The 23,106-nt window shown below is 69.8% G+C and carries 19 protein-coding genes and 1 pseudogene; 7 read left to right on the plus strand and 13 right to left on the minus strand.

All coding sequences use genetic code 11. The features are described 5' to 3' along the window. Window positions 1-76 precede the first annotated feature (76 nt). A complete protein-coding gene (locus tag AB0O34_RS14535; protein ID WP_363915829.1) occupies window positions 77-754 on the plus strand; it encodes a hypothetical protein in 678 nt (225 codons plus the stop codon). Here AB0O34_RS14535 and dnaE read toward each other — a convergent pair. Together dnaE and AB0O34_RS14545 are read right to left on the minus strand one after the other, a co-directional pair. Next, complete coding sequence (gene dnaE / locus AB0O34_RS14540) at window positions 648-4,400, minus strand: DNA polymerase III subunit alpha (RefSeq protein WP_363915830.1); 3,753 nt, start codon at window positions 4,398-4,400, stop codon at window positions 648-650. The genes AB0O34_RS14535 and dnaE overlap by 107 nt on opposite strands. Beyond that, entirely contained in the window at window positions 4,400-4,666 is a 267-nt protein-coding gene (locus tag AB0O34_RS14545; RefSeq protein ID WP_363915831.1) for a DUF6504 family protein, read from the minus strand. Before AB0O34_RS14545 ends, dnaE begins: the two co-directional genes overlap by 1 nt. A gap of 269 nt (window positions 4,667-4,935) precedes the next feature. On the opposite strand from AB0O34_RS14545, the gene AB0O34_RS14550 reads away from it, so the two are divergent. The 5 genes from AB0O34_RS14550 to AB0O34_RS14570 all read left to right on the plus strand — a co-directional run bounded on the left by AB0O34_RS14550 (window position 4,936) and on the right by AB0O34_RS14570 (window position 10,895). Beyond that, entirely contained in the window at window positions 4,936-6,099 is a 1,164-nt protein-coding gene (locus tag AB0O34_RS14550; protein WP_363915832.1) for an extracellular solute-binding protein, read from the plus strand. Window positions 6,100-6,110: 11 nt separating this feature from the next. Then, the gene (locus AB0O34_RS14555) at window positions 6,111-7,004 is read left to right on the plus strand and encodes an ABC transporter permease (protein ID WP_363915833.1); all 894 of its coding nucleotides are present in this window, start codon (window positions 6,111-6,113) and stop codon (window positions 7,002-7,004) included. Window positions 7,005-7,035: 31 nt separating this feature from the next. Next, complete coding sequence (locus AB0O34_RS14560) at window positions 7,036-7,905, plus strand: ABC transporter permease subunit (protein WP_363915834.1); 870 nt, start codon at window positions 7,036-7,038, stop codon at window positions 7,903-7,905. Beyond that, a complete protein-coding gene (locus AB0O34_RS14565; RefSeq protein ID WP_363915835.1) occupies window positions 7,902-8,975 on the plus strand; it encodes an ABC transporter ATP-binding protein in 1,074 nt (357 codons plus the stop codon). The genes AB0O34_RS14560 and AB0O34_RS14565 overlap by 4 nt, the downstream gene beginning before the upstream one ends. A gap of 69 nt (window positions 8,976-9,044) precedes the next feature. Continuing rightward, the gene (locus AB0O34_RS14570; RefSeq protein ID WP_363915836.1) at window positions 9,045-10,895 is read left to right on the plus strand and encodes a protein kinase; all 1,851 of its coding nucleotides are present in this window, start codon (window positions 9,045-9,047) and stop codon (window positions 10,893-10,895) included. 6 nt (window positions 10,896-10,901) lie between these two features. Here the strand turns inward: AB0O34_RS14570 and AB0O34_RS14575 are convergent, their stop codons facing one another. The 8 genes and pseudogenes from AB0O34_RS14575 to AB0O34_RS14610 all read right to left on the minus strand — a co-directional run bounded on the left by AB0O34_RS14575 (window position 10,902) and on the right by AB0O34_RS14610 (window position 18,979). Beyond that, window positions 10,902-12,236 carry an MFS transporter gene (locus AB0O34_RS14575; RefSeq protein WP_363915837.1) on the minus strand — a complete coding sequence of 445 codons (1,335 nt, stop codon included), beginning with the start codon at window positions 12,234-12,236 and terminating at the stop codon, window positions 10,902-10,904. A 393-nt stretch (window positions 12,237-12,629) separates the two neighbouring features. Continuing rightward, window positions 12,630-13,316 (minus strand): Mut7-C RNAse domain-containing protein, encoded by a 687-nt coding sequence (locus AB0O34_RS14580; protein ID WP_363915853.1) that lies wholly within the window; start codon window positions 13,314-13,316, stop codon window positions 12,630-12,632. Between the two features lie 105 nt (window positions 13,317-13,421). Next, window positions 13,422-13,679, minus strand: a complete 258-nt coding sequence (locus AB0O34_RS14585; RefSeq protein WP_363915838.1) for a hypothetical protein — start codon at window positions 13,677-13,679, stop codon at window positions 13,422-13,424. Between the two features lie 363 nt (window positions 13,680-14,042). Continuing rightward, window positions 14,043-14,897: a hypothetical protein gene (locus AB0O34_RS14590; protein WP_363915839.1), complete on the minus strand. Its 855-nt coding sequence runs from the start codon at window positions 14,895-14,897 to the stop codon at window positions 14,043-14,045. A gap of 148 nt (window positions 14,898-15,045) precedes the next feature. Then, a pseudogene (locus tag AB0O34_RS14595) lies at window positions 15,046-15,549 on the minus strand (RNA-guided endonuclease TnpB family protein); the annotation flags it as partial. A gap of 134 nt (window positions 15,550-15,683) precedes the next feature. Beyond that, the gene (locus tag AB0O34_RS14600; RefSeq protein WP_363915840.1) at window positions 15,684-16,085 is read right to left on the minus strand and encodes a DNA-binding protein; all 402 of its coding nucleotides are present in this window, start codon (window positions 16,083-16,085) and stop codon (window positions 15,684-15,686) included. Further along, on the minus strand, window positions 16,082-16,285 hold the full coding sequence (locus tag AB0O34_RS14605) for a hypothetical protein (RefSeq protein WP_363915841.1): 204 nt from the start codon (window positions 16,283-16,285) through the stop codon (window positions 16,082-16,084). Before AB0O34_RS14605 ends, AB0O34_RS14600 begins: the two co-directional genes overlap by 4 nt. Before the next feature lie 243 nt (window positions 16,286-16,528). Further along, the gene (locus AB0O34_RS14610) at window positions 16,529-18,979 is read right to left on the minus strand and encodes a GH1 family beta-glucosidase (RefSeq protein WP_363915842.1); all 2,451 of its coding nucleotides are present in this window, start codon (window positions 18,977-18,979) and stop codon (window positions 16,529-16,531) included. A gap of 203 nt (window positions 18,980-19,182) precedes the next feature. Between AB0O34_RS14610 and AB0O34_RS14615 the strand changes: the two genes are divergently transcribed. Then, window positions 19,183-20,145 (plus strand): quinone oxidoreductase, encoded by a 963-nt coding sequence (locus AB0O34_RS14615; protein WP_363915843.1) that lies wholly within the window; start codon window positions 19,183-19,185, stop codon window positions 20,143-20,145. A 104-nt stretch (window positions 20,146-20,249) separates the two neighbouring features. On the opposite strand, the gene AB0O34_RS14620 is transcribed toward AB0O34_RS14615, so the two are convergent. Genes AB0O34_RS14620 through AB0O34_RS14630 form a run of 3 tightly spaced genes read right to left on the minus strand, consistent with a single transcriptional unit; the run spans window position 20,250 to window position 23,006 of the window. After that, window positions 20,250-21,320 (minus strand): helix-turn-helix domain-containing protein, encoded by a 1,071-nt coding sequence (locus tag AB0O34_RS14620; RefSeq protein WP_363915844.1) that lies wholly within the window; start codon window positions 21,318-21,320, stop codon window positions 20,250-20,252. Beyond that, the gene (locus tag AB0O34_RS14625; protein WP_363915845.1) at window positions 21,320-22,120 is read right to left on the minus strand and encodes an ABC transporter permease subunit; all 801 of its coding nucleotides are present in this window, start codon (window positions 22,118-22,120) and stop codon (window positions 21,320-21,322) included. The genes AB0O34_RS14620 and AB0O34_RS14625 overlap by 1 nt, the downstream gene beginning before the upstream one ends. Further along, the gene (locus tag AB0O34_RS14630) at window positions 22,101-23,006 is read right to left on the minus strand and encodes an ABC transporter ATP-binding protein (protein ID WP_363915846.1); all 906 of its coding nucleotides are present in this window, start codon (window positions 23,004-23,006) and stop codon (window positions 22,101-22,103) included. Before AB0O34_RS14630 ends, AB0O34_RS14625 begins: the two co-directional genes overlap by 20 nt. Between the last annotated feature and the right edge of the window lie 100 nt (window positions 23,007-23,106).

Consider the following 23,106-nt stretch of genomic DNA (forward strand, 5'->3'; position numbering starts at 1 on the left):
GATAGGACTGAGGCAGGCGTCGCGCTACGTCCCAGACGAAACCCGACCTATCAGCGCATGCCGGGGGGAGACAAACATGCGCTATTCCCGATCCGCAGTGGGCAGGTCGGCGATCGGCGTCTACCTGGCGCTCGCCGCCCAGATCGCCACCCTCACCTGCCTGGTCGTCTTCGAGGAGGCGCGGGGCAAGCTGCTCGCGCACCAGGTGGCGGTGCTGGGAAGCAACCCCCACGCGCCGGGCGCCGAGGCCGTGGTCGGCGCGGTGACGTGGTTCGCCGTGCTCATACTCCTGGTCGTCTCCACGACGGTCGCCGCCGGCTTCTCGTACTTCGCGTGGCTCCGCCAGGCGGGGGCGACCCCGCGCATGATCGCCATCGCGTGGTTCGTGCCCGTGCTCAACCTCGCGGCGCCGGCGCTGCTCGTCCACGCCCTCCGTGAGGACGCGGGCCTGCGCGAGGGCCGCCGCCGGGCCTGGCTCGCGCTGGTCGCCGCGTGGTGGGCGTGCTGGCTGGCCATGGTGTTCCTCATCCTGATACGGCTGCCGGTCACGCACTCGCCGCAGGGCAGGGACCTGACCGGGCTCGGCCCGTCCGAGCTGGTGGTCGCGGTGCTCGCCGCCCTGCTGTGCGCGGTGACCGTCAGGGAGGTCACCGAGGCGAGGATGAGCGCCCGCCCTTCGGGGATCGCGCCCCGCCTGAAGCTGCTGCCCGCGCTGCGGTCGCTTCCCCGGCACACGTATCCCACCGGAGACTGACCTCTTTGGCCTCCCTTGATGGGGTGGCCTCCTGCGTGGGGGTGAGGTCCATCGTGTCCCTGCGAGGGGTGAACGCCATCGGGCCCGAGCTGCCCGGGCTGGCGTGCCAGAGCTTGCGCGGCGGGATTCGCAGGCCGGGAGGGGCGCCGTTGTCGGCGTAGGGGGAGAGCCGGTACCCGTTGCCGTACTCGATGGGACGCCCGCCGACGCTCCCCGTCTCCTCGCGGACGACGCCCAGCATGGCCCACACCTCGTCCATGCCTCCGGTGCGCCAGGCCTCGTCCACGTCGACGAGGTTCCAGCAGTCCAGGGCGCGCAGGGACACCGCCCGCGCGCCGACCCGCCGTACGACCCCCTTGGCGACCATCAGCCACGACCCGAAGATCGTGGCGGCGCAGTGCCCCTGCACCGACTCGAAGAAGGTCAGGTCGATCGGGCCGGTCGAGTCGTCCAGCGTGGTGAAGACGACCCGCTGCCCCGAGCGCACCGCCGGGGTCTGCGTGGCGACCTTCACCCCGGCGACGAGGATCTCGGCGCCGTTGCGCATCCTGAGCAGCTCGCTGGACCTGACGACGCCGATCGCGTCGAGCAGCTCCTCGTGGAAGCCGATCACGTGGCGGCTGACGTCCATGCCGAGGATCTCCAGCTCGGCCTGCACGGCTTCCGCCTCGGTCATCTCCGGGAGCTCGCCGGGCTCGATGCGCTCGGTGAACCCCATCGGGAGCTGCACGGCCGGAGCCCTCTTCTCCCGCTCCTTCGGGGCGATGCAGGTGGTGGCGGTCCTCTTCCCCTTCCCCGCCGTCACGCCGGTGGAGGACGCCCGGTCGAGGGCGCCGACCTGGGCGAGCAGGTCGCGCCTGGTCAGCTCTCCCGGACGCCAGCGCGGGCCGCCGGGGTGCAGCCCGTACAGCGCGTCGACGCCGCCGACCTGCACGATGCGCTCGGCGACCGGCCTGGACGGGCGGGCGCGCTCCCAGAAGTCGGCCAGCGAGGTGTACGGCCGGCCCGCGACCATGCGTTCGACCTCGGCCTCGCTGATCCCCTTGACCGACGAGAACGGCACCCGCAGGCCGTACCCCTCCCCGATCCGCCGGGGCGGGAGGCCCCCAGGGACGTTCACCGGTTCCAGGAGGCCCAGCGGCCCGACCGGCTCCTCGTCCAGCGGCTCACGGGGCTCTGTGCCGGCTTCCGGGTTCTGACGCCGTTCGACGAGCCAGGTCCTGCCGGAGTGGTTGACGTCCAGCGGCAGGACCTCCACCCCGCACTGGCGGGCCTCGTCGAGGATGACCCGGTTGGGGTACATGCCGGGCTCGTGCGTGAGCACTCCGGCGAAGAACGCGGCCGCGTGGTGCCGTTTCAGCCAGGACGACTGGTAGGTGGGCAGCGCGAACGCCGCCGCGTGCGCCTTGCAGAACCCGAACGAGCCGAACGCGTCGAGCACCTTCCACGCCCGGTCGGTCGTCCCCCTGTCGAACTCGGGGAGCACCTCGCCCTCCCACCACGCCAGGACCCGGTCACGGCCCTCGGGGGTGCCGAGGTCGCGGCGGATCCTCTCGGCCTCCGACAGGCCGCAGCCGGTCATGATGTCGACGATCCTCAGGACCTGCTCGTGGAAGACGACGACGCCATGGGTCTCCAGCAGCGACACCCTGAGCTTCGGGTGGGGATAGTACGGCTGGCGCCAGCCGTGCCTGGCCTCCAGGTACGGGGTGACCATGTCGGAGTTGACCGGGCCCGGCCGGAACAGCGAGATGTCCACGATCAGGTCGTGCATCGTGCGGGGCTCCAGCTTGGCCACCAGCTCGCGCTGGCCGGGCGACTCGATCTGGAAGCAGCCGAGCGTGCGGCCGGTGCAGATCATGTCGTAGGTCGCCCGGTCGTCCTGCGGGACGCCCCTGTCGAGGTCGATGTCCTGGCCGTCCACCCGCTTGATCTCGCTGAGCGCGTACGCCATCGCCGACTGCATCCGCACGCCGAGCACGTCGAGCTTGAGCAGCCCGGCCTCCTCGACGTCCTCCTTGTCGAACTGGCTCATCGGGAACTCCAGCAGGCTGCGCTCGACGGGGGTGCGGTCGCGCAGCCCGGAGTTGCCGACGAGCACGCCGCACGGGTGCAGGGCGATGTGCCTGGGCAGCCCGTCGAGCTTCTCCGCGAGCCGGAACATGGTCGAAAGCGCCCGGTCGTTGAGGCCGCTGTCGCGCAGCTCGGGCAGGTCGGAGAGGGCGGAGCGTATCTGCCTGGCCCTGATGTGCGGGAACGCCTTGGCGATGACGTCGGTCTCGTGCGGCGGCAGGCCCATGGCCGCGCCGACGTCGCGGATGGCGCTGCGCGCACGGTAGGTCTCCATCATGGAAACGCAGGCCACCCGGCTCTCGCCGTACCGTTCGAGGATCGCCCGGTAGCAGTCGAGCCGCCGCGCCGACTCCACGTCCACGTCGATGTCGGGCAGCCCCTTGCGGCCTTCGGACAGGAAGCGCTCCATCAGGAGGCCGTGGTCGAGCGGGTTCACCTCGCCGATGCGGATGAGGTAGTTGACCAGGCTGCCCGCCCCCGATCCCCTGATCGCGCAGCGGACGCCCATCTCGCGGATCATGTCCGTGATGCCAGACACGACTATGAAATATCCGGATAGCTGCTTCCGCTCGATGATGTGCAGCTCGGACGCAAGGCGCTCCCGCGCGTCGCTGGACCGTTCCAGCCCGCGGTCCACCAGCCCGTCCTCACACAGGTGACGCAGCAGCGGGACCGGGTCCCTGCCGACCTCCGGCAGGTGGAGCCGCTCCTGCCCGCCGCGCAGCGCCAGGACCTCCAGGGGTTCGAGCACGCATCGCTCCGCGACCTCCCTCGTACGGGCGAGCAGCCCGCGGGCGCGATCACGGTCGCCCTCGCAGATCCGCGTGGCCACCTGCCACATCTCCTTGCCGCTCTTGAGGTAGGCGTGCGAGGCCGAGTGCTCCAGGTGTCTCGGGTGGAGGGGTACGAGCTTGCGCGCGGCGTCGAGCACGTTGCCGACCCGGTAGTCCCCCGGGTCGAGGTGGCGCACGGCGTTGGTCAGCACGGCGGGCACCCCCACCGACTCCGCGAGCGCGAGCATGCGCAGGGCGGCGTTCGCCTCGCGGTAGCCGTACTGGTCGACGACCTCGACCACCACGCCGGGAACCGCGGCCCGCCACGCGAGGAGCAGCGCGCGGGCGTGCTCGTCACGGCGCGCGGCCAGCGCCCGGCCGACGTCGGACCTCGGGCCCAGCATGACCAGCAGCTCGCTCGCGTGCGAGGCGACCAGGTCACGGGTCACCCGGGGCTCGCCACGCTCCCCCGCGTAGTGGGCGGCGGTGGTGAGCCTGCACAGGTGCGCCCACCCGCCGCTCCGCGCCAGCACGGTGACGCGGACCTCGCCATCGTCCTTCCCCTGGGCCTTTCCCCGGCCACCGCCGGGGCTCCCGAGCGCGAAGTCGACGCCGACGACGGGCCTGACGCCGGCGTCGGCGCACGCCTGGACGTGCTTGACCGCGCCGTACATGCCGTCGCGGTCGGTCAGCGCGAGGATGTTCATCTCGTGCTCCACCGCCCGCTGGACCAGCTCGCGGGGGAACGCCGAGCCGTACCGCAGCGAATAGGCGGAGGCGACGTGCAGGTGAGGGAACATCAGTCCCACGCCCTGAGCAACAGCCAGCCGCCGCTCGCGGTGTCGAACCGCAGCTCGTAGGAACCGATCTCCTTGGAGGGACTCGCCTCGACCCGCCAGAACCGGCGCTCGCCCGGATCGTTCTCGGAGACCTTCCACCACTCGCGGGAGGTCACCCAGTGATCGAGGATCCGGTGGACGACGTAGAGCCGGTCACGCCACACGAAGCGGGCGGGCTCGTCGTCGCGGGTCCACACCTCGATGGGATCCCCATAGATTCTGCTCAAGGCGCTTCTTCTCCCTGGGCCTCTCGAACTTGTCGGCACCCGGGGGAAGACGGGCGGTGCTACATCGAACATATGTTCTCAGGGCCCGGAGGGCAAATCACCACCGCCCTGGGACCGGCGGGGCGGGCAGGCAGGATCTTGGTGAACCATCGAGGCCCAGTTCGTCACCGTTTGTTCACATAACTACACCGGAATGCAGCAAAGTAGATGCAAGTTGTTGTCCCACCTCACTTATCTTTCTCCCACACCTCCGAAAGTGGGAGCAAAGCGTGCATTCACCCCGAACGCGTATGGTCGGCCTGGCGGCCGTGCTTACCGTTGCTACATCCCTGGGCGCGGCGTGTGGTGCCGCACCGACGACCAGCTCTCAGACCGGCGCCTCCGGCGGCGGGAGCGTCGCGAAGACCGCGACCTCCGCCACCGACCTCGGCGGTCTCGACAAGCTCGTCGAGGCGGCCAAGAAGGAAGGCCAGCTCAACGTCATCGCCCTCCCCCCGGACTGGGCGAACTACGGCGAGATCATCCAGGCGTTCACCACCAAGTACGGCATCAAGGTCAACAGCGAGAACCCCGACGGTTCCAGCTCCGACGAGATCAACGCCGTCAAGACCCGCAAGGGCCAGGACCGCGCTCCCGACGTGCTCGACCTCGGCACCGCCTTCGCGCTCAGCGGCGCCGCCGAGGGCCTGTTCGCCCCGTACAAGGTCCAGACCTGGGACAAGATCCCCGAGGGCCAGAAGGACGCGAACGGCACCTGGTTCAACGACTACGGCGGCTACGTCTCCATCGGCTGTGACGCCAAGCGCATCAAGGCGTGCCCGCAGACCTTCGCCGACCTGCTGAAGCCCGAGTACAAGGGCAAGGTCGCGCTGAACGGCAACCCGACCAAGGCGGGCTCCGCCTTCGCCGGCGTGTTCGCCGCCTCGCTCGCCAACGGCGGCTCCTTCGACGACATCCAGCCCGGCCTGGAGTTCTTCAAGAAGCTCAAGGCCGCCGGCAACTTCAACCCGGTCGAGTCGACCCCCGCGACCGTGCAGAACGGCGAGACGCCGATCAGCATCGACTGGGACTACCTCAACGCCGGGTACACCGAGCAGTTCGCCGCCAAGGGCGTCGACTGGAAGGTCACGGTACCCACCGACGGCAAGTACGCCCAGTACTACGCCCAGGCGATCAACAAGGACGCCCCCCACCCGGCCGCCGCGCGGCTGTGGCAGGAGTTCCTCTACAGCCCCGAGGGCCAGAACCTCTACCTGAAGGGGTACGCCCGCGCCGTGCTGCTGCCCGCCATGCAGACCGACGGCACGGCCGACGCGGCCCTGGTCGACAAGCTTCCCAAGGTCGACGGCACGCCCGAGTTCGCCAGCGACGCCCAGGTCACCAAGGCCAAGGAAGTCCTGGCCACCGGCTGGGGCGCCGCGGTCTCCGGCTGAGCTGTACGCACATGACTGAAACACACGCGACGGCTCCCGCCGACCTCCCGCAGGCGAAACCTGCCGGGGGAGGCGGGGGCCGTACCCGCTCGAAGGGATGGACGGCGGCGCTTCCCCTGCTGCTGTTCGTCGGCCTCGCCTTCGGAATCCCGGCGGTCGCGCTGCTCGGCGGGGCGTTCACCTCGGACGGCTCGCTCAGCACCGCGAACCTCACCGCGTCCCTCCAGGGCGCCTACCTCACCGCACTGCTCGGCAGCGTGAAGCTGTCCGCGCTCGTCGCGGTGGCGGGGGCCGTCCTTGGGACCTTCCTCGCCCAGGCCGTCGTCACCTCGCGCTTCCGCGCGCTGCGCGAGGCCGTGCTGACCGCCTCCGGGGTGCTCGCCAACTTCGGCGGCGTCCCGCTGGCCTTCGCCTGGATCGCCACGCTCGGCAACTCCGGCGTGCTGACCACGCGTCTCGGCCTCGGCGACCACGGCTGGAGCCTCTACAGCTTCTGGGGCCTCGCCCTGGTGTACCTCTACTTCTCGGTGCCGCTGATGGTGCTGGTCGTCGTCCCCGCCCTCGACGGGCTGCGCCCGCAGTGGCGCGAGGCGGCCCAGAACAACGGTGCGAGCGCCTGGCAGTTCTGGCGGTACGTCGGCATCCCGGTGCTCACGCCCAGCCTGCTCGGCGGGGTGGTGCTGCTGTTCGGCGGCGCCTTCGCGGCGTACGCGACCGCCGCCGCCATGGTGGGCACGGTCGTCCCGCTGGTCACCCTCCAGATCGCCGACGCGCTGACCGGCAACGTGCTGATCGGTCACGAGAACGTCGCGCTGGCGCTCAGCTTCGACATGATCGTGGTGGCCGGCCTGGTCATGGCGGTCTACCTGCCCCTCCAGCGCAGGAGTGCCCGATGGCTGCGCTGACGCCCGCCCGTCCCGAGTACAGGAGCGCACGATGGCCGCGCTGACGCCCACGGTGCTCCCCGATGTCGGCGCGCCCGCCGCCCCCACCGGCCGCCCCCGGCGCGTGCGCGTCTGGCGCGGCGTGGTGCTGGTGCTGGCCGCGTTGTACTTCGTGACGCCGCTGCTGGCGTCGTTCGTCTTCACCGTCAACGACCCCACCGAGGGCTTCACGCTCGACGCCTACCTGGAGATCTTCTCCGCGGAGGGGTTCGTCCAGAGCCTGCTGCTCTCGCTGGGGCTGGCCGTCGCGACGATCGTCGTCGTGCTGGCCCTCACGCTCCCGGCGATGCTCGCCGTACGGCTCAGCGCGCCGAGGCTGCGGCCGGTGATGGAAGTAATCTGCACCCTGCCGCTGGTGGTCCCGCCGATCACGTTCGTCGCCGGCATCAGCACGGTGCTGCGCTGGGGACCCGACTACCTGGCGACCACGCCGTTCTACCAGACGATCATCGCCATCCAGAACCCGTCGTTCCCCGTGGTCCTGGTCATCGCCGACGTCGTGCTCGCGCTGCCGTTCGTCTACCGGGCGCTGGACGCCGGGCTCGGCGCGATGGACGTCCGCACGCTGGTGGAGGCCGCCAGGAACTGCGGGGCCTCCTGGCCGCACGTCATGTTCCGGGTGGTCGTGCCCAACCTGAAGGCGGGCCTCGCGAGCGCGTCGTTCCTGACCCTCGCGCTCGTGCTCGGGGAGTACACCGTCGCGCGGCTGCTCGGCTTCCAGCCGTTCTCCGTGTGGATCGTCACGATCTCCGGTGCGAACGCCGCCATGTCGGTCGCCGTATCCATCTTCAGCCTGCTGCTCACCTGGCTGTTGCTGCTTGTCCTTTCCACCGCCGGCACCAGGCAAAGGAGTGGTTCGTGAACGGGGCTCGGGTGGAGTTCCGAGGGCTTCGCCGTACCTTCGGCACCGCCGTCGCCCTCGACGGCCTTGACCTGACCGTCGAGCCGGGCGAGCTCATCGCCCTGCTGGGCCCGTCGGGCTGCGGCAAGACGACGGCGCTGCGCTGCGTCGCGGGCTTCGAGACCCCCGACGCGGGAGCCGTGCTGGTCGACGGCGAGGACATCACCCGCGTCCCGGCCAACCGCCGCGACGCCGGGATGGTCTTCCAGTCCTACAGCCTCTTCCCCAACCTGAACGCCCGCGACAACGTGGCGTTCGGGCTGCGGGTGCGCAAGGCGCCCACGGCCAAGCGGCACGCCCGTGCCGCCGAGCTGCTCGAACTGGTCGGCCTGCCCTCCCACGGCGACCGCTACCCGCACCAGCTCTCCGGCGGGCAGCAGCAGCGAGTGGCACTGGCCCGCGCGCTGGCGCTGGAACCGCGCGTGCTGCTGCTCGACGAGCCGCTGTCCGCGCTCGACGCGAAGGTCCGGGTCTCGCTGCGCGAGGAGATCCGGCGGCTGCAGCTGTCGCTGGGCATCACCACGATCTTCGTGACCCACGACCAGGAGGAGGCCCTCTCGATCGCCGACCACGTCGCGGTGCTCAAGGAGGGAAGGCTGGAGCAGTCCGGTCCGCCCGCCGACATCTACGACCGTCCGGCCACGCCGTTCGTGGCCGAGTTCGTCGGGACCATGAACCACCTGCCCGGCCGGCTCGACGGCGAGGAGGTCGAGGTCATCGGGCAGCGCCTGCCCGTACACGGCCGGCGGCCGGACTCCACCGACGTCGACGTGCTCGTCCGCCCCGAGACCGTGCTGGTCACCCCCGCGGAGGACGGGGAGGCGCTGATCGTCACCTCGTCGTTCCGAGGCGCGTCCGTACGGCTGCGCCTGCGCCTCGGCGACGGGACCGAGATCCTCGCGGACCTGCCCGGACACGACGCCGTACGGCTCGCGCCCGGCGGCCGGGCCACCGTGCGGCTCGTGGAGCGGCCGGTCCTCGTCGCGGCGCGGACGGCTTCGGCTTCGGAGGCTCTGCCTGCGGCCGGGTAACGGGCCCCGCGGGCGTCGATCTCGATAGGGTGGCGGTCGCGTACAGGTGCATAGCGGTAAGGCGACGTGGTGAACAACCTAAGTCCGAGTGAACCCCCTCAGATCGGCCGCTACCGGCTAGTCGGCCGGCTGGGCCGCGGCGGGATGGGCACGGTCTATCTCGGCCAGGACCACACCGGGCAGCGGGTCGCCATCAAGGTGATCAACGCGGAGTACAGCCAGCACGAGCAGTTCCGCGTCCGCTTCCGCCGCGAGGCCGAGTCCGCCCGCCGGGTCCGCCGCTTCTGCACGGCGGCGGTCCTCGACGCCGACCTCGACGGCGACCAGCTGTACGTCGTCACCGAGTACGTCGAGGGCCCCAACCTGCACGAGGCCATCCAGTCCTCGGGGCCACTGCGAGGCTCCAGCCTGGACGCGCTGGCCGTCGGCGTCGCCACCGCGCTGACCGCGATCCACAGCGCGGGCATCGTGCACCGCGACCTCAAGCCGTCCAACGTGCTGCTCTCCCCGGTCGGCCCCCGGGTCATCGACTTCGGCATCGCCCGGGCGCTGGACACGCTCAGCGGGATCACCGGCACCGGAGAGCTCATGGGGACGCCCCGGTACATGGCGCCCGAGGTGCTCCGCGGCGACCCCGCCTCGCCGGCGTGCGACGTGTTCTCCTGGGGGTGCCTGGTGGGCTTCGCGGCCAGCGGGCGGGCTCCGTTCGGCGGGGAGTCGCTTCCCTCAATCGTCTACCAGGTGCTCAACACCGAGCCCTCGCTTGAGGGGATGGAGCCCACGCTCCGGGCACTGGTGGCCGCGACGCTGGACAAGGAGCCGCTGCGCAGGCCCACGGCCCAGCAGATCCTCGACCAGATGGTGGGGCGTACGACCCCGGAACGCGCCGAGCACACGGTGATCCAGGCCTGGCAGCGGTCCCCGACCCTCCAGGGGCAGGCACCGACGATTCCCGGCCCGGCTCCCACCCACCAGGGACAGGCGCCCACCCACTACGGCCCGCCCCCGACCGTTCCCGCGCAAGCCCCGACCTACCAGGGGCAGGCCCCGACTCACCACGGGCAGGCACCTCAGGGACAGGCGCCTCAAGGGCAGGTGCCGGCCGTCGCCGGGCTGGATCCGGCGCACTATCGCAGGCCCGCGGATCCGGCGGCTCGCCGAAAGCGGCTCATCGGGGTCGGCGTGGCGGCGGTGGTCCTGGTCGCCGCGGCCGGGCTGGGCCTGCGCGCACTGCTCGCGCCGTCCGGTCCACCGACGGACCTGAGCCCCCTCTACCGGGACGACTTCAACGACAGCGGCACCGGCTGGGGCGGCAGCGAGTACACCGGCGCGCAGTACGGCATGTACGGATACGCGCCGGGCGGGTTCTACGGCGTGGACGTGAACGACGACGGCGCCGAGAAGCTGGAGAAGGCCCCCATTCCCTTCGTCCCCCAGCAGCCGGCCACCCCGGATCCCTCCGCGACCCCGACCCCGACGACGCCCGAACGCCTGCTCCTCACGGTCACCACGACCATGAGGGACTTCAAGGGCGTCGGCGAGTACGGGCTGTACTGCCGGGCCGACCAGGAGTACAGGCAGAGCCGGTACGAGTTCCTGCTCACCCAGGACGGCCAGGCACGTATCCGGCGGGTCACGAAGGGCACGGGCGGCAACCTCACCGCGCCGGCGGCGGCCGACGTCACGAAGGGCGCACCGGCCCGGCTTCAGGCGGAGTGCGCCAGGACCACCGAAGGCGTGCAGCTCAGGATGTGGGTGAACGGCGAGATGGTGCAGTCGTTCGTCGACAACTCCGGAAGGCCGGCGAGCCTCCCCAACGGCGACGTCGGTTTCCTTGCCCGGGTGCCCGAGAAGTCCGGAGCCTCCCTCAAGATGTCCTTCGACGACTTCACGGTCGAGGGCCCTGCCAAATCGAGCTGACGCCCTCTACGGCGCCGCCGGGACCGGTGACGGCACGCGGTTGAGCTCGGCGGCGTGGGCGATCTCCTCGCTGATGACGTCGCGCCCCGGCCACCTGGTGACGGCGACCGCCATGAGAAGCAGCCCGCACAAGGCCCAGGTTCCGACCACGATCGCCACGGGGAACCTCTCGGCGAACGCCCCCGCCGCGAGTACCGCTCCCGCGTGCGTCAGCTGGATCCCCCCTTGCATGATCCCGAAAGCCCTGGCCCGGTAGGCGTTCGGAAGCATCTGGACGAACAGCCCGTTCAACGGCACGAGAACCGTGTTGACCGCGCAGGCCGCCAGCAGCACCAGCAGGAGCACCACCCCGAACGGCGGCACGGCGAGGACCGGCACGAGCATCAGCGGGCCCGCCACCAGGAGCGGCTTGAGCAGTTTCAGGCGCCGTTCCGGACCCGTCACCCTCGTCACGCACGCCCCGATGACGGCCCCGATGGGCAGTGCCGCCATCAGCAGGCCGGTGACCTCGGGGCCACCCCCGAACTCGGGCGCCCACGCCGCCGCCAGGCCCTCCGGGACGATCAGGATCGCCACCACGCTGAACACCACGAGGGCGGTCGGCCTCATCACCCGGTGCCCGAACACCAGCCGCAGGCCGTCGACGGTCTCCCTGAGCAGCGACCGCCGGTCGACCTGCGCCACGGGAAGCGGCCTCGGCCGCACTCCGCGCCACAGCAGCAACGTCGAGGCGCCGAACGTCGCGGCGTTCACGAGCAGCGCGCTGTGCCCGTCGATGGCGGTCACCACGCCGCCCACCGCGTACCCGGCCACCTGCGCGGCCTGACCCGCCATGTTCTGGAACGAGAGGCCGACCACGTACCGGTCCCCCGTCAGCAGTTGTGCCACCATCGCCGAGCGGGCCGCCTGGAACGGCGGCGTGAGAAGCGAGGCTCCGAGCAGCAGCAGGAGCAGGGCCGGAAGCGGCACGCCGGGAAGGGCCATCGTCCCCAGTATCAGCATCCTGGCCACGTCACAGATGATCATGACCCGCCGGTACGGATAGCGCTCGGCGAGCGCGGCGAGCACCGGCCCCCCGGCCACCCAGGGCAGGTAGCTGATCGCGAAGCCGATGGCGGACAGCAGCACGGAGCCGGTGTCGCGGAACACCAGAAAGGTCACCGCCACCTTGGCGAAGTAGTCACCGACCCACGAAAGGACCGCCGCGCCGAACAGCGCGCGATATTCGGCGACCCCGAACACCTCCCGGAACGTCGCCGGCCGATCGGCCCCACGGGCATGGCGGGTGACCGTATCCGCGGGCACGGCCTGTCTCTGCACCTCTATCAGCTTCTCGCTCACCGGCGCTCAGTCCCTTATGCATCCAAGGTCGCAGGTGGCGTGGTCCAGCGTGGGAGCCCGTGTCACACCTGCTTGACGGGCGTAGCCGCGTATAACGTCAGGCCGATTTCTCCCATTTCGACATGTGAGGCTACAAACAGTCATAATTCCAGAACGGGACGGAATCCGAACCTTTTCGCCGACCGATAGGGGTACACCCCAACTGCGGCGTACCGTCCCACGCCTCCGATATTCGATGCCGCTATCGCCTCATGCCGGGAATAACCCCTGGTGCACGGCGAGCGGCGCCCCGACCCACGCGGCGGCGCCACCTCCCCCCGAAGTGCGGAGTGCGCCGACGCGGTGCTACCTCCCTGAGCCGGGAGTGCGGCGCCGGTGTCACTTCCCCTGAGCTCAGAGCGCGGCGGCGGCGACGATGCGCCCCGCCTCCTCGACGATCGCCTCCAGCCGGGCTCCATGCGCGCCACGCCAGTAAACGTGATCACACACAAGGCACCGCGCGAACGTGTCATAACTCCGGCGGGTGCCGGGCCGCAGAAGGCCTTCTACCTCGTCCTTCGCCACGGGTGACAGCGGGCCGTTGCACGCCGTACACCTGGTCCAAGGCGCAAGCGGGGGCGCGAAACGCTCAAGCACGTCGGCGAACTGCCGCTCCGGCCGCGCGCCCCGGACGTACGCGCCCAGCCAGAGGCTTCTGCGGCGGAGCAGGCCGCGATCCTGCGTGAGCAGCACCCGCCGCTCGGCATTCGCGCGGACGATCAGAGCGTCGTCATCGAGATCGTTCTCATAGGCGGTGTCGACCCCTACCAGCCGCAGCCGCCGCGCGAGCGTCCCGAGGTGCACGTCAAGGAGAAACCGCTGCGCGGGAACGGCCTGTGGTCGCCGCACCGCGAAAACGCTCACGACCTCGCCCGCTCCCGGCCGGTACGACGGCGTCACCTCCCGCCCGCCGGCGACCAGGCGCCCCACCTCCGGCAACGGCACCCCGAGCGACTCCACCACATGCCCCAGCGAGGACGTCCCGTCGTAGCGCACCCGCACCTCATCACACCGATGCCGGGCCGCCAGAAACCCCCACAACGCCCCCTCAACCCGCAATCCCAACTCCCCCACATCCCCAGCATGCCAGGCCAGCCGCTACCACCTATGAGCCCCGGCTACGCCCCGACCGCAAACTCCGGGTCGTCAGAAGAAGAGGTCCTCGATCACCACGGCGGTCGCGGCGCGCTGGATCCAGGCCTCAAGCTGCGCCAGATCCTTGTGGGCGAGGATGCGGCTCCGCGTTTCATCCGAAATCAGGACCCCTCGACCAGACAGGACGATGCAGAGCGCTTCCGCCTTTCCCTCGACCCTGCCCTCCTCCTTTCCCGCAGCGACGTATTTCTTCGCGAAGTCGCTCTGGTACTCGTAGGTTCCCGCATCCATCAATACCTCCATATGCATCCCAGCCACCTCGGGCGGCGTCATCAGCGGCAAACTAGGTAGAGCCGAGCCCGCTGTGCGCGTGAACTCCGGATGGGAGTCGCCGCAGGTGCCTGGGCGGGGTCGACTGGGGAGGCGGGGCGGGAGAACGAGAACCGGCCGAAGGCGTCCGGCTCTATTCGCCCGAAGCATCGCCCACTTAACCGGGGCACCTACTGGCCCAAGCCCCGCACCCAGCACCGAAACGTGTGTCAGCAGCCCACAGCGCCAGGGGGCGTCGAACTCGCCGTTCCTCACGCCATCAAGGAAGCAGTCCCACTGGAAGGCGGTGCAACGGATGACCTGAGCATCAGGCTTGCGAGTGGGACGTACGTCAACAGGTCGTCAGGAGAAGAGATCCTCGATCACCACGGCGGTCACGGCCCGCTGGATCCAGGCATCGAGCTGTGCCAGATCCTCGCAAGCCAGAATACGGCTACGCGTTTCATCCGAAATCGAGATGCCGCGACCGGACAAAATTAGGAAGATTGCCTCAGCCCGACCCTCTGCTTTTCCCTCGGCGACGTATTTCTTCGCGAAGTCGCTCTGGTACTCGTAGGTTCCCACGGCCATCAATACCTCCATATGCTTTCGAGCCACTTCCGGAAGCGTCATCAGCACAAAATCAGCGTACAGCCGTGCCCGTCGGACATCGACGACCGCCAAGGCGGCCAACAGCGCCTCCAAAACCGGCTGAGCGTCGATACCACCGCCGTGGGCCACCGCCGACAGCACTGCGAGCTCGGGCGCATCGACCGCCTCGGCGGGATCGGTCACTACCGGAACCACGCCCGGGCCGGCGACCATCGGAGCGAGTCTCCAACCCGGATGACCCATCTCGATCGGCATCGCGCACCATTTCGCGATACTGGCGTCGGTACACACGACCAGCAGAACTGTCGGACAGCGCATCCGCGCCCGCACCGACGCCAGATACACCGGCCAGCTCCACCGCTTGCTCTTATCCCTGCCCCGCTGCACCTCCACCACGACCGCGAGCACCGGATCACTGTCTGAGAACACCACCACCGCGTCCGCCTGATACTCCACCGGTGGGCACTCGGTCAGATCCCCGGACTCGACCCTGGCCTCACGGTAGCCCGGCACCGGCATGCCCAGGGCCTCGACCAGCAATTCAGCAGCCAATTCCGGACGATTTTTGAAAAGTAGGATCAATGCTTCATGTTCTTGCGACGGCACGGCAAGGAGGTTACTACAGAGATAAAGAGCGAGCAAAAGATTGTCGGAATCGCCATTTAACTAATTCGAACACCCGAAAGGCGTATTTTCCATTCAAATCCCCACTTAACTGCTCCATCAAGGAGTCCTCAGACGATGAAAGTCCCGCACAGACCTCTCCCCCACGGAACCACCGGTCGACAACGACCAGTTCACGCCCGTACCAGGCCGTCTTGTACTCCAGCATCGAGCGCAGTTCCCGCCACGAGGCGTCGGAGATGGCGCGGGCCAGGGAGTGGTTCTTCACCATGTTGCGCACGGTGAGATCCTCGATCACGACCGTTTGGTTCTCACGGACGATCGAGGTGGTGAGCTCGTGCAGGAAATCACGCCGCCGGTCAGCGATCCGCGCGTAGACCTTCGCGACACGGAGTTTCGCCTTCTGCCGGTTGGCGCTGCCCTTGTCCTTACGTGCCAGGGCGCGCTGGGCTCGGGCGAGCTTGCGGCGGCCGGCCCGCTCATGCCGGGGGTTGGTCACCTTGCCGTGCTCGTCGGTCACCCCATCGATCGGGCGCGACAGCGTGACCAGGGCGGTGATCCCGGCGTCCACCCCGACCGCGGCCGGGGTGGGATCCAGCGGGCGGATCGCGTCCTCGCACAGCAGGGACACAAACGCTGAAGGTTATTGATGAAGCTCGGCGGATTCCGGTGCACTCATGATCGCATCTCCTCGGCGGCCGTCCGGCTAGGTGTAGGGACTCACGTGCCCGAGCCGAAGGCGAGGACTGCCAGGCGATCTCCAGCGCTTTAGAGACCGATCAGTCGCACGCGGCCACCGCACAGCCTGGCCATGTCGTCGATGTCGGAGGTCACTATCGCAACCGGACCAGGCTGGCGCAGTGCCGTCTCTGCCACGGTTGCGTCGACCGCATACTTGTGGCCGTGCAAACCCGCGGCTTTGAGCAACTCAGCCGAGGCCTTCGCCGCGTCTTCGGTCACCGGCTCGACCTTGACCCGAGACAGCGTCCAACGCAACTTAGGCATGTTCACCCGAGTGTGGCTGACTTCAACGATGGTGTTGGCGCCGACGACGAGATCAGCCGCCGTCTCGTGGAACAGCTGCAACATCGCAAGGAACTTGCGATCCTCGGCAATCCATGCGGACAAACCCTGAGAGTCCAGAACGACGGTCTCCAAGTGCTCGGTCACGCGACGTCCGTCTGCCCCGTGGAACGAACGGCACCAAAGATCCTGGCTCGAGCCTCGGACAACTCCTCTTCCGTGAAGGCCCCGTGCTCCTCCTGATGGCGACGCAGATCCTCACCCAGGAGTTGGTGCCGGATCTGTCGCGCCACCGCCTCGGCGACGTAGCCGGAGACATTGTCGGTGAGCTTCCTCAGCTCGGCCACCTGCTCGTTAGGAAGGGTCACCGTGATACGCGTGGTACCGGACACAGGGCAAGCATACCGTGGTATGCGCCACGTGGCACGTCCGCATCCCGCTGAGCGGAGCTGGGGCCAGGCACCAGATGGATTGCGCCAGGGATCATCCTGAAGCGTTGGTGGGTCGAAGGGGGGCCCGTAGGCCCCCTGGGAAGTGCTGCCCGAGCCGGAGGCGAGGACCATGATGGTCGGCGCCTCCGGCGACGAGACTCAGGTGGAGTTACGGATGATCAGTTCGGTGGGGAGGATGGTGGCGGAGACGGGGCCGCCGTCGATGTGGCGGAGGAGGAGGCGGACGGCCGCCAGGGCCTGGTCCTCTCTGAGGCTGTTCACCGTGGTGAGCGGGGGGATGGTGTAGGAGGCGGCCTCGATGTCGTCGAAGCCGACGATTGCGACGTCTTCGGGGACCTTGCGCCCCATTTCGTGCAGCACGCTCAGGGCTCCGATCGCCATCAGGTCGTTGGCGGCGAAGACGGCGTCCAGCGCCGGGTCGTCCTGGAGGAGTTGACGCATCGCGACCGCTCCCGACGCGCGGGTGAAGTCGCCGATCGCGACGATCGACCGGCGTCCGCCGTCGCGCAGGGTGTCCCGGTAGCCCTCCAGCCGGGACTGCGCCGCGACGCTGTCCAGCGGGCCGCAGATCATGGCGATGCGCCGCCGTCCCGTGCCGAGCAGGTGGGTGACCGCCGCCACGGCCCCGCCGGCGTCGTCGCTGTCGATGTACGGCAGGGCCATGGGAACCGCGGGCCTGCCCAGCGACACGGTGGGGATGCCCGTACGGGCGAGCGCGCCGAGCAGCGGGTCGGCGCCGCGCGTGGAGACGACCACGACCCCGTCCACGTGCCCCGCCGCGACGTACTGCTCCACCCGGAGCCGGCTGCGCGCGGAACCGGCGAGCATGAGCGTGACCTGCTTGCCCTGCTCCTCCAACGAGTGGACGGCCGTCCGCACGACCGAGGAGAACAGCGGATCGTCGCTCCCCCCTCCGGCGCGGAAGCCACCCACGGCCCCGGCACGGGAGGTCGGGGTGGGTGAGTCGAGGACGACGAGGCCGATCGTGTCGGTGCGCTGGGTGACGAGGCTGCGGGCGGCCGAGTTCGGCACGTAGCCGAGCTCGTTGACCGCGTGCATGACGGTCTCGCGGAACTCGTCGCTGACCGTGGCCTGCCCGTTGATCACCCGCGAGACGGTAGACCTGGACACCCCGGCCCTGGCCGCGACCTCTTCGAGCGTGGGGCGCCGGGTGCGTTCCCTCCACAGCCCGTTGCGCTGGATCACCTCGCGGTACCACCGCGCGCTGTCCTTGAGCAGGCGCCGCTGCGTCGTGAAGTCGACGTGCACGATGCCGAAGCGCTTGTTGTAGCCCTCGGCCCACTCGAAGTTGTCCAGCAGCGACCAGACGAGGTACCCCCGAAGGTCCGCCCCGGCTTCGATGGCGGCGCGCGCGGCCCGCAGGTGGCCCTCCAGGAAGGCGGTGCGGTCGGCGTCGTGCACGCGCTCGCCCGACACCACGTCGTCGAACGCGGCGCCGTTCTCGGTGACGAGCAGACCCACCTCGGGATAGTCACGCGCCAGCCGTACGAGGAGCTGGGAGAGGCCGGTCGGGACGATGGCCCAGCCCGTGGCGGTCGTCGGGGCGTAGGCGCCGGCGAACTCGATGTCCTCGGTGCCGGGGTAGGCGGGGTTGGCCGGCTCTCCCGGCCCTGACCGTACGACGCAGGGGGTGTAGTAGTTGATCCCCAGCAGGTCGATCGGCTGGTTGATGATCGCGAGGTCGCCGTCGTGGATGTGGTCGAGGCCGGCGATGCGGTCGACGATCGACAGCACCTTGCCGGGGTACTCTCCGCGCAGCGCGGGGTCGAGGAACTGCCGGTTGATGAGGCAGTCGACCCGGTCCACCGCCTCGGCGTCCTCGGCGGACAGCGCGAGCTCCGGGTCGTTCACCTGGGCGGGGGTGACCACCGGGACGAGGTTCAGCGTGAGGGCGATCTCCCGCGCGCCCGCGCCGCGCAGCGCCTGGGTGCCCAGCCCGTGGGCGAGGAGCAGGTGGTGCGCGGCGCGGAAGGCGTCGGCCGACGACGTACGGCCCGGAGCGTGCACGCCGATGCCGTATCCCAGGAAGGCCTGCACCCAGGGCTCGTTGATGGTCATCCACGTGCCGACCCGGTCACCGAGACGGTCGTGCACCATCTGCGTGAAGTCGGCGAACCGGTAGGCGGTGTCCCGGTTGGTCCAGCCGCCCGCCTCCTCCAGCGCCTGCGGGAGGTCCCAGTGGTAGAGCGTCACGTACGGCGCGATGTCGGCGGCGAGCAGATCGTCCACCAGCCGCTCGTAGAAGTCCAGACCCGCCGCGTTGGCGGGGCCGGAGCCACCGGGCTGGACGCGCGGCCACGCCACCGAGAACCGGTAGACCTCCAGGCCGAGGTCCTTCATCATGCGGACATCGTCGGGATACCGGTGGTAGTGATCGCAGGCCGTGTCGCCGGTGTGCCCCTCGAAGACCGCGCCCGGTGTCCGGGTGAACGTGTCCCAGATCGACGGTCCCCGGCCGTCCTCGGCCGCCGCTCCCTCCACCTGGTAGGCGGCGGTGGCCGCTCCCCAGATGAAGCCGTCGGGAAAGGTCAGTGTCTGCCCCTGAGTCGCGATGGTCGTCGCAGTCATCCTTCGACAGCTCCCGTCTGTTCTCCTGCCGGCCGGGACCTCTGTGGTGACCGGAACGCACCTGGTGGCCGGATGTTCGCCCCCGACAATCCTGGCCCCCTCAGGCCTGGTCCCGCAAAGGTAGCCGGGAGGGAACAAGGAATAGGGGAGGAGGGGTTGGGCACGAGCAAGGCACCCGTCTGATCGCGAAGGAGTCAAGCGTCATGCATGCCATCGTCGTCTCCAGCCCTGGTGGGTCATCCGCGCTCGAATACACCGAGGTGCCCGATCCCGCCCCGGGGCCCGATGACGTGCTGGTCGACGTGGCGGCGAGCGGCGTCAACTTCGTCGACGTCTACCACCGCGAGGGGCGCTACCCGCTCCAGGCGCCGTTCGGCATCGGGTCGGAGGGCGCGGGCACCGTGGCCGCCGTCGGTGCGAACGTGACCGATGTCGCGGTCGGCGACCGGGTGGGCTGGCAGGGAGTGCTGGGCAGTTACGCGGAGAAGGTGGTCGTCCCGGCGGCCAGAGTGATCCCGCTTCCTGATGATCTGTCCTTCGAGCCTGCGGCGGCCGTGATCCTCCAGGGGCTCACCGCCCACTACCTCACCCACTCGACGTACGCGGTGAAGACCGGGGACGAGGTGCTCATCCACGCGGCGGCGGGCGGCATGGGGCTCCTGCTCACGCAGATGGTCAAGCTCCGCGGGGGCCGCGTGATCGGCACGGTCTCGACCGAGGAGAAGGCCAAGCTGGCCAGGGAGGCCGGGGCCGACGACGTGATCCCGTACGAGGGTTTCGACAGGGCCGTACGCGAGCTGACCGGCGACCTGGGCGTGAACGTCGTCTACGACGGCGTCGGCGCGGCCACCTTCGAGGGGAGCCTGGCCTCGCTGCGGCCGCGCGGCATGCTCGCCCTGTACGGGGCGGCGAGCGGGCCGGTGCCCCCGTTCGACCCGCAGCGGCTGAACCAGGGCGGCTCGCTGTTCCTCACCAGGCCGACGCTCGCCGACTACGCCGCCACGCGCGAGGAGCTGCTCGGCCGGGCCGACGACGTGCTCGGCTGGGTCGCGAGCGGTGCCCTCAAGGTCCACATCTCCGGAAAATATCCCCTGGCCGACGCGGGCAAGGCCCATGACGACCTCGAAGGCCGCCGTACGACCGGCAAGCTCCTGCTGATCCCCTGAGATCAGCCGGGCATCGCGAGATCGAAGATGAGGATGCCCAGGTAGACGCCCCCGGAATCCCGGTGTCCCGCAGGGCGCCCCAGAACCGGAGTCGGGCGGAACCGCTAGGAACCGGAGTCCGTCGGCCAGCCGAGGAGGCGGGCTCCGAGGACCGCGGTCTCCAGCGTGAAGCGCTGCGTCGGGTCGTCGGGTGAGAAGCCGGTGAGCCGGCGGATGCGCTCAAGGCGGTAGGTGACCGCCCGGGTGCTGATGCCGAGCTTGCGGGCGGCGGCGGTCTGGTTGCCCTGGGCTCCGAACACCGCGTCCAGCGTCTCTAGCAGGGGCTCGGGGCCGCCGCGCGCGTCCAGCAGCGGGTTCAGCACGGTCGCGACGAGGTCCTCGATCGCGTCCCGGTCACGCAGCAGGACCGGGAAGACCAGCAGGTCGGCCGCCCTCAGGATCTGGGGCCGCAGGCCGAGCCGCTCCCCCAGGCCGATCGCCTCGCTCGCCTCGCGAAAGGAGGTCACCACGCCTCCCGGGCCGCGATGCGGACGGCCGATGCCCAACCGCCAGCCGGCGTCCAGATTTCCGCGTACATGGTGGGTGAACTCGCCGGTGGCCGCCGTCAGGGTGGCGGGCGCCACGCAGACCAGCAGGCCGTCGCGGGCCGCGATCAGGACGTTGTGCGAGCCGAACCGGGTGATGAGCGCCTGCTCGATGCGGCGGATGAGCGGGTCGCCGTCGCCGATCGGCTTGCCGTCCCTGGCCACGGCCACCACGTACGCCTCCGCCAGCCGCAGCCCGAAATGCTCCGCACGCTCGGCCAGCCGGTCGGCCCGTCCCTGCAGCAGGTCGCCGATGAACTCCCGCCGGGCCTCGTCCTCCTGCCGGATCGCCCGGAGTTGCGCCTCCTCGTACCCGTCGAAGTACGCCGCGACGGCCCGGCGTACGGCTCCGAGGACCGGGGCGCCGCCGGGACGGGCGGTCAGCTCGCAGGCGAGCAGGCACGCGTCGGTGAGCGAGCGCATCGGCACGCCGCGCTCGGCGGCGGCCGTCCCGAGCGCGCGCAGCGCCTCGATGGCGTCACGGTCGGGTAAGCGACCCGTGGACGAGGCGGCCGTGAGCACCGTGAGATATCCGCCGAGCAGGTCGGTGGGCACCCCGGTCGCCTCGCTCACGTGAGCGAGAACGTCCATCACACTCCTACGTCACGGCGATCGAATGAGAGCACCGCGGTCAGGACGAGCACGGCCGACCCGGCGAGCAGGATCAGGTAGTCGCCCACCGGGAAGCCGTTGACCAGTGGGTTTCCCTCACTGTAGTAGTGGAACGGAGAGAGCAGGTTCAGCCATCGCATCGCCTCGACGTCGGCGGCCAGCGCGTTGACCACGTACCCCGCCACCGCGTACGCGCCGGCGACCGCCATGGCGAGGGCCTTGCGGCCGGTCGCCGCGCCCACGGCCAGCGCGAGGGTCCCGAAGAACAGGACCAGCAGGTACAGGCCCGTGTGCGCCGCGACGATCCTGCCGAGGGGCACCCCGAGATCCACCGCCGACCCGAGGACGGCGATCACCGCGAACGACGCGATCGCGACGCCGAGCAGCCCGATGGCGAGCGCGGCGAAGCGTTCCAGCACCAGCCGCCTGCGGTCCAGCGGCAGCGTGAGGGTCAGCTCCAGCGTGCCCGACTCCTCGGGTGCCGCGATGGCCTTGTTACCGAGGATCACCGCGCACATGATGAAGAGCATCGGCACGAACAGCTGGTAGATGACGGCCTGGAGGAAGCCGGTGCCACTGGCGATGTTCTCCAGCCCGCCCATCAGCTTCCGCATGCCCTCGGGGTACTTCGCGACGGCCGCATGGTTGTAGAAGTCTGGATTTTCATGCATCTGGGGGAAGAAAGACGTGTACAACCCGACGAAGACGCAGATGCCGACCGTCCAGCCGATGATCGCGCGGCGGTAGTCGCGCAGGGTCTTACGCACCAACGTGGGCATGATGCACGTCCTCGCTGTAGTAGGTGAGGAAGATCTCCTCAAGGTCGGGCTCCGCGCTGACCATGTGGACGACCGTGAACCGCGCCGCCGCCTTGATGAGCGCGTCGGGACGGCCGTCGATCGTGCAGCTCACGCTCGCGCCCGTGACCTTGAGGTCGCGCACTCCCGGCAGGTCCCTGAACGCCTCCTCGGGCACCGGGGCGTCGAAGTGGAACTCCACCCGGCGCACCGCCTTCTCGCGCAGCGCGGCGACGTCCTCCACGGCGACCAGCCTGCCGCCCCTGACGATGCCCACCCGGTCGGACACGTGCTCGACCTCCGCGAGGACGTGTGACGACATGAGCACGGTGCGCCCCGCCGCCCGTACCTCGCGGACCATCGAGAGGAACTCCTGCTGGACGAGAGGGTCCAGGCCGCTGGTCGGCTCGTCGAGGATCAGGAACTCGGGCTCGTGCATGAACGCCTGGATCAGACCGACCTTCTGCTTGTTGCCCTTGGAGAGCTGGCCCATCCTGACGGAAAGGTCGGCCTCCAGCCGCTCGGCCAGCACGTCGATGCTCCCCCTGGCCACGCCACCCCTGACGCCCGCGAGGAAGTCGAGGTACTCTCGCGCCTTCTCCCGGCCTTCGAGGGCCAGCTCGCCGGGAAGGTAGCCGATCCTGCTCCGGTGGGCCGCGTCACGGGGGTCGCCGCCGAGGACGCGGACACTGCCACGCGTCGGACGGATCACGTCGAGGAGCAGGCGGATCGTCGTCGTCTTGCCGGCACCGTTCGGGCCGAGGTACCCGAACACCTCGCCGGGACGGATCTCGAAGGTGAGATCCTCCAGCCCCCGGCGCTTACCGTAGAACTTGGTCAGCCCCTCGGTTTCCACCACTGCTGTCATGCGTCGCATCCTGGCCCCGAGCCCCACCGCCCCGACATGACCACTCCCGGACAGTTCCGCCCCCCTTCCTTTCCACATCCCGGCAAGGCCGTCTACCGGT

This window comes from Sphaerisporangium sp. NPDC088356, assembly GCF_040685555.1.
In the GTDB taxonomy this organism is placed as follows: Bacteria; Actinomycetota; Actinomycetes; order Streptosporangiales; family Streptosporangiaceae; genus Sphaerisporangium.

What these genes read in the sequence shown, in the direction of transcription:
- AB0O34_RS14625 (WP_363915845.1), bottom strand. Translation starts at nt 22,120, where the DNA reads ATGCCCACGTTGGTGCGTAAGACCCTGCGCGACTACCGCCGCGCGATC.
- AB0O34_RS14555 (WP_363915833.1), top strand. Translation starts at nt 6,111, where the DNA reads ATGACTGAAACACACGCGACGGCTCCCGCCGACCTCCCGCAGGCGAAA.
- AB0O34_RS14535 (WP_363915829.1), top strand. Translation starts at nt 77, where the DNA reads ATGCGCTATTCCCGATCCGCAGTGGGCAGGTCGGCGATCGGCGTCTAC.
- AB0O34_RS14560 (WP_363915834.1), top strand. Translation starts at nt 7,036, where the DNA reads ATGGCCGCGCTGACGCCCACGGTGCTCCCCGATGTCGGCGCGCCCGCC.
- AB0O34_RS14610 (WP_363915842.1), bottom strand. Translation starts at nt 18,979, where the DNA reads ATGACTGCGACGACCATCGCGACTCAGGGGCAGACACTGACCTTTCCC.
- dnaE (WP_363915830.1), bottom strand. Translation starts at nt 4,400, where the DNA reads ATGTTCCCTCACCTGCACGTCGCCTCCGCCTATTCGCTGCGGTACGGC.
- AB0O34_RS14620 (WP_363915844.1), bottom strand. Translation starts at nt 21,320, where the DNA reads ATGGACGTTCTCGCTCACGTGAGCGAGGCGACCGGGGTGCCCACCGAC.
- AB0O34_RS14630 (WP_363915846.1), bottom strand. Translation starts at nt 23,006, where the DNA reads ATGACAGCAGTGGTGGAAACCGAGGGGCTGACCAAGTTCTACGGTAAG.
- AB0O34_RS14615 (WP_363915843.1), top strand. Translation starts at nt 19,183, where the DNA reads ATGCATGCCATCGTCGTCTCCAGCCCTGGTGGGTCATCCGCGCTCGAA.
- AB0O34_RS14585 (WP_363915838.1), bottom strand. Translation starts at nt 13,679, where the DNA reads ATGCATATGGAGGTATTGATGGATGCGGGAACCTACGAGTACCAGAGC.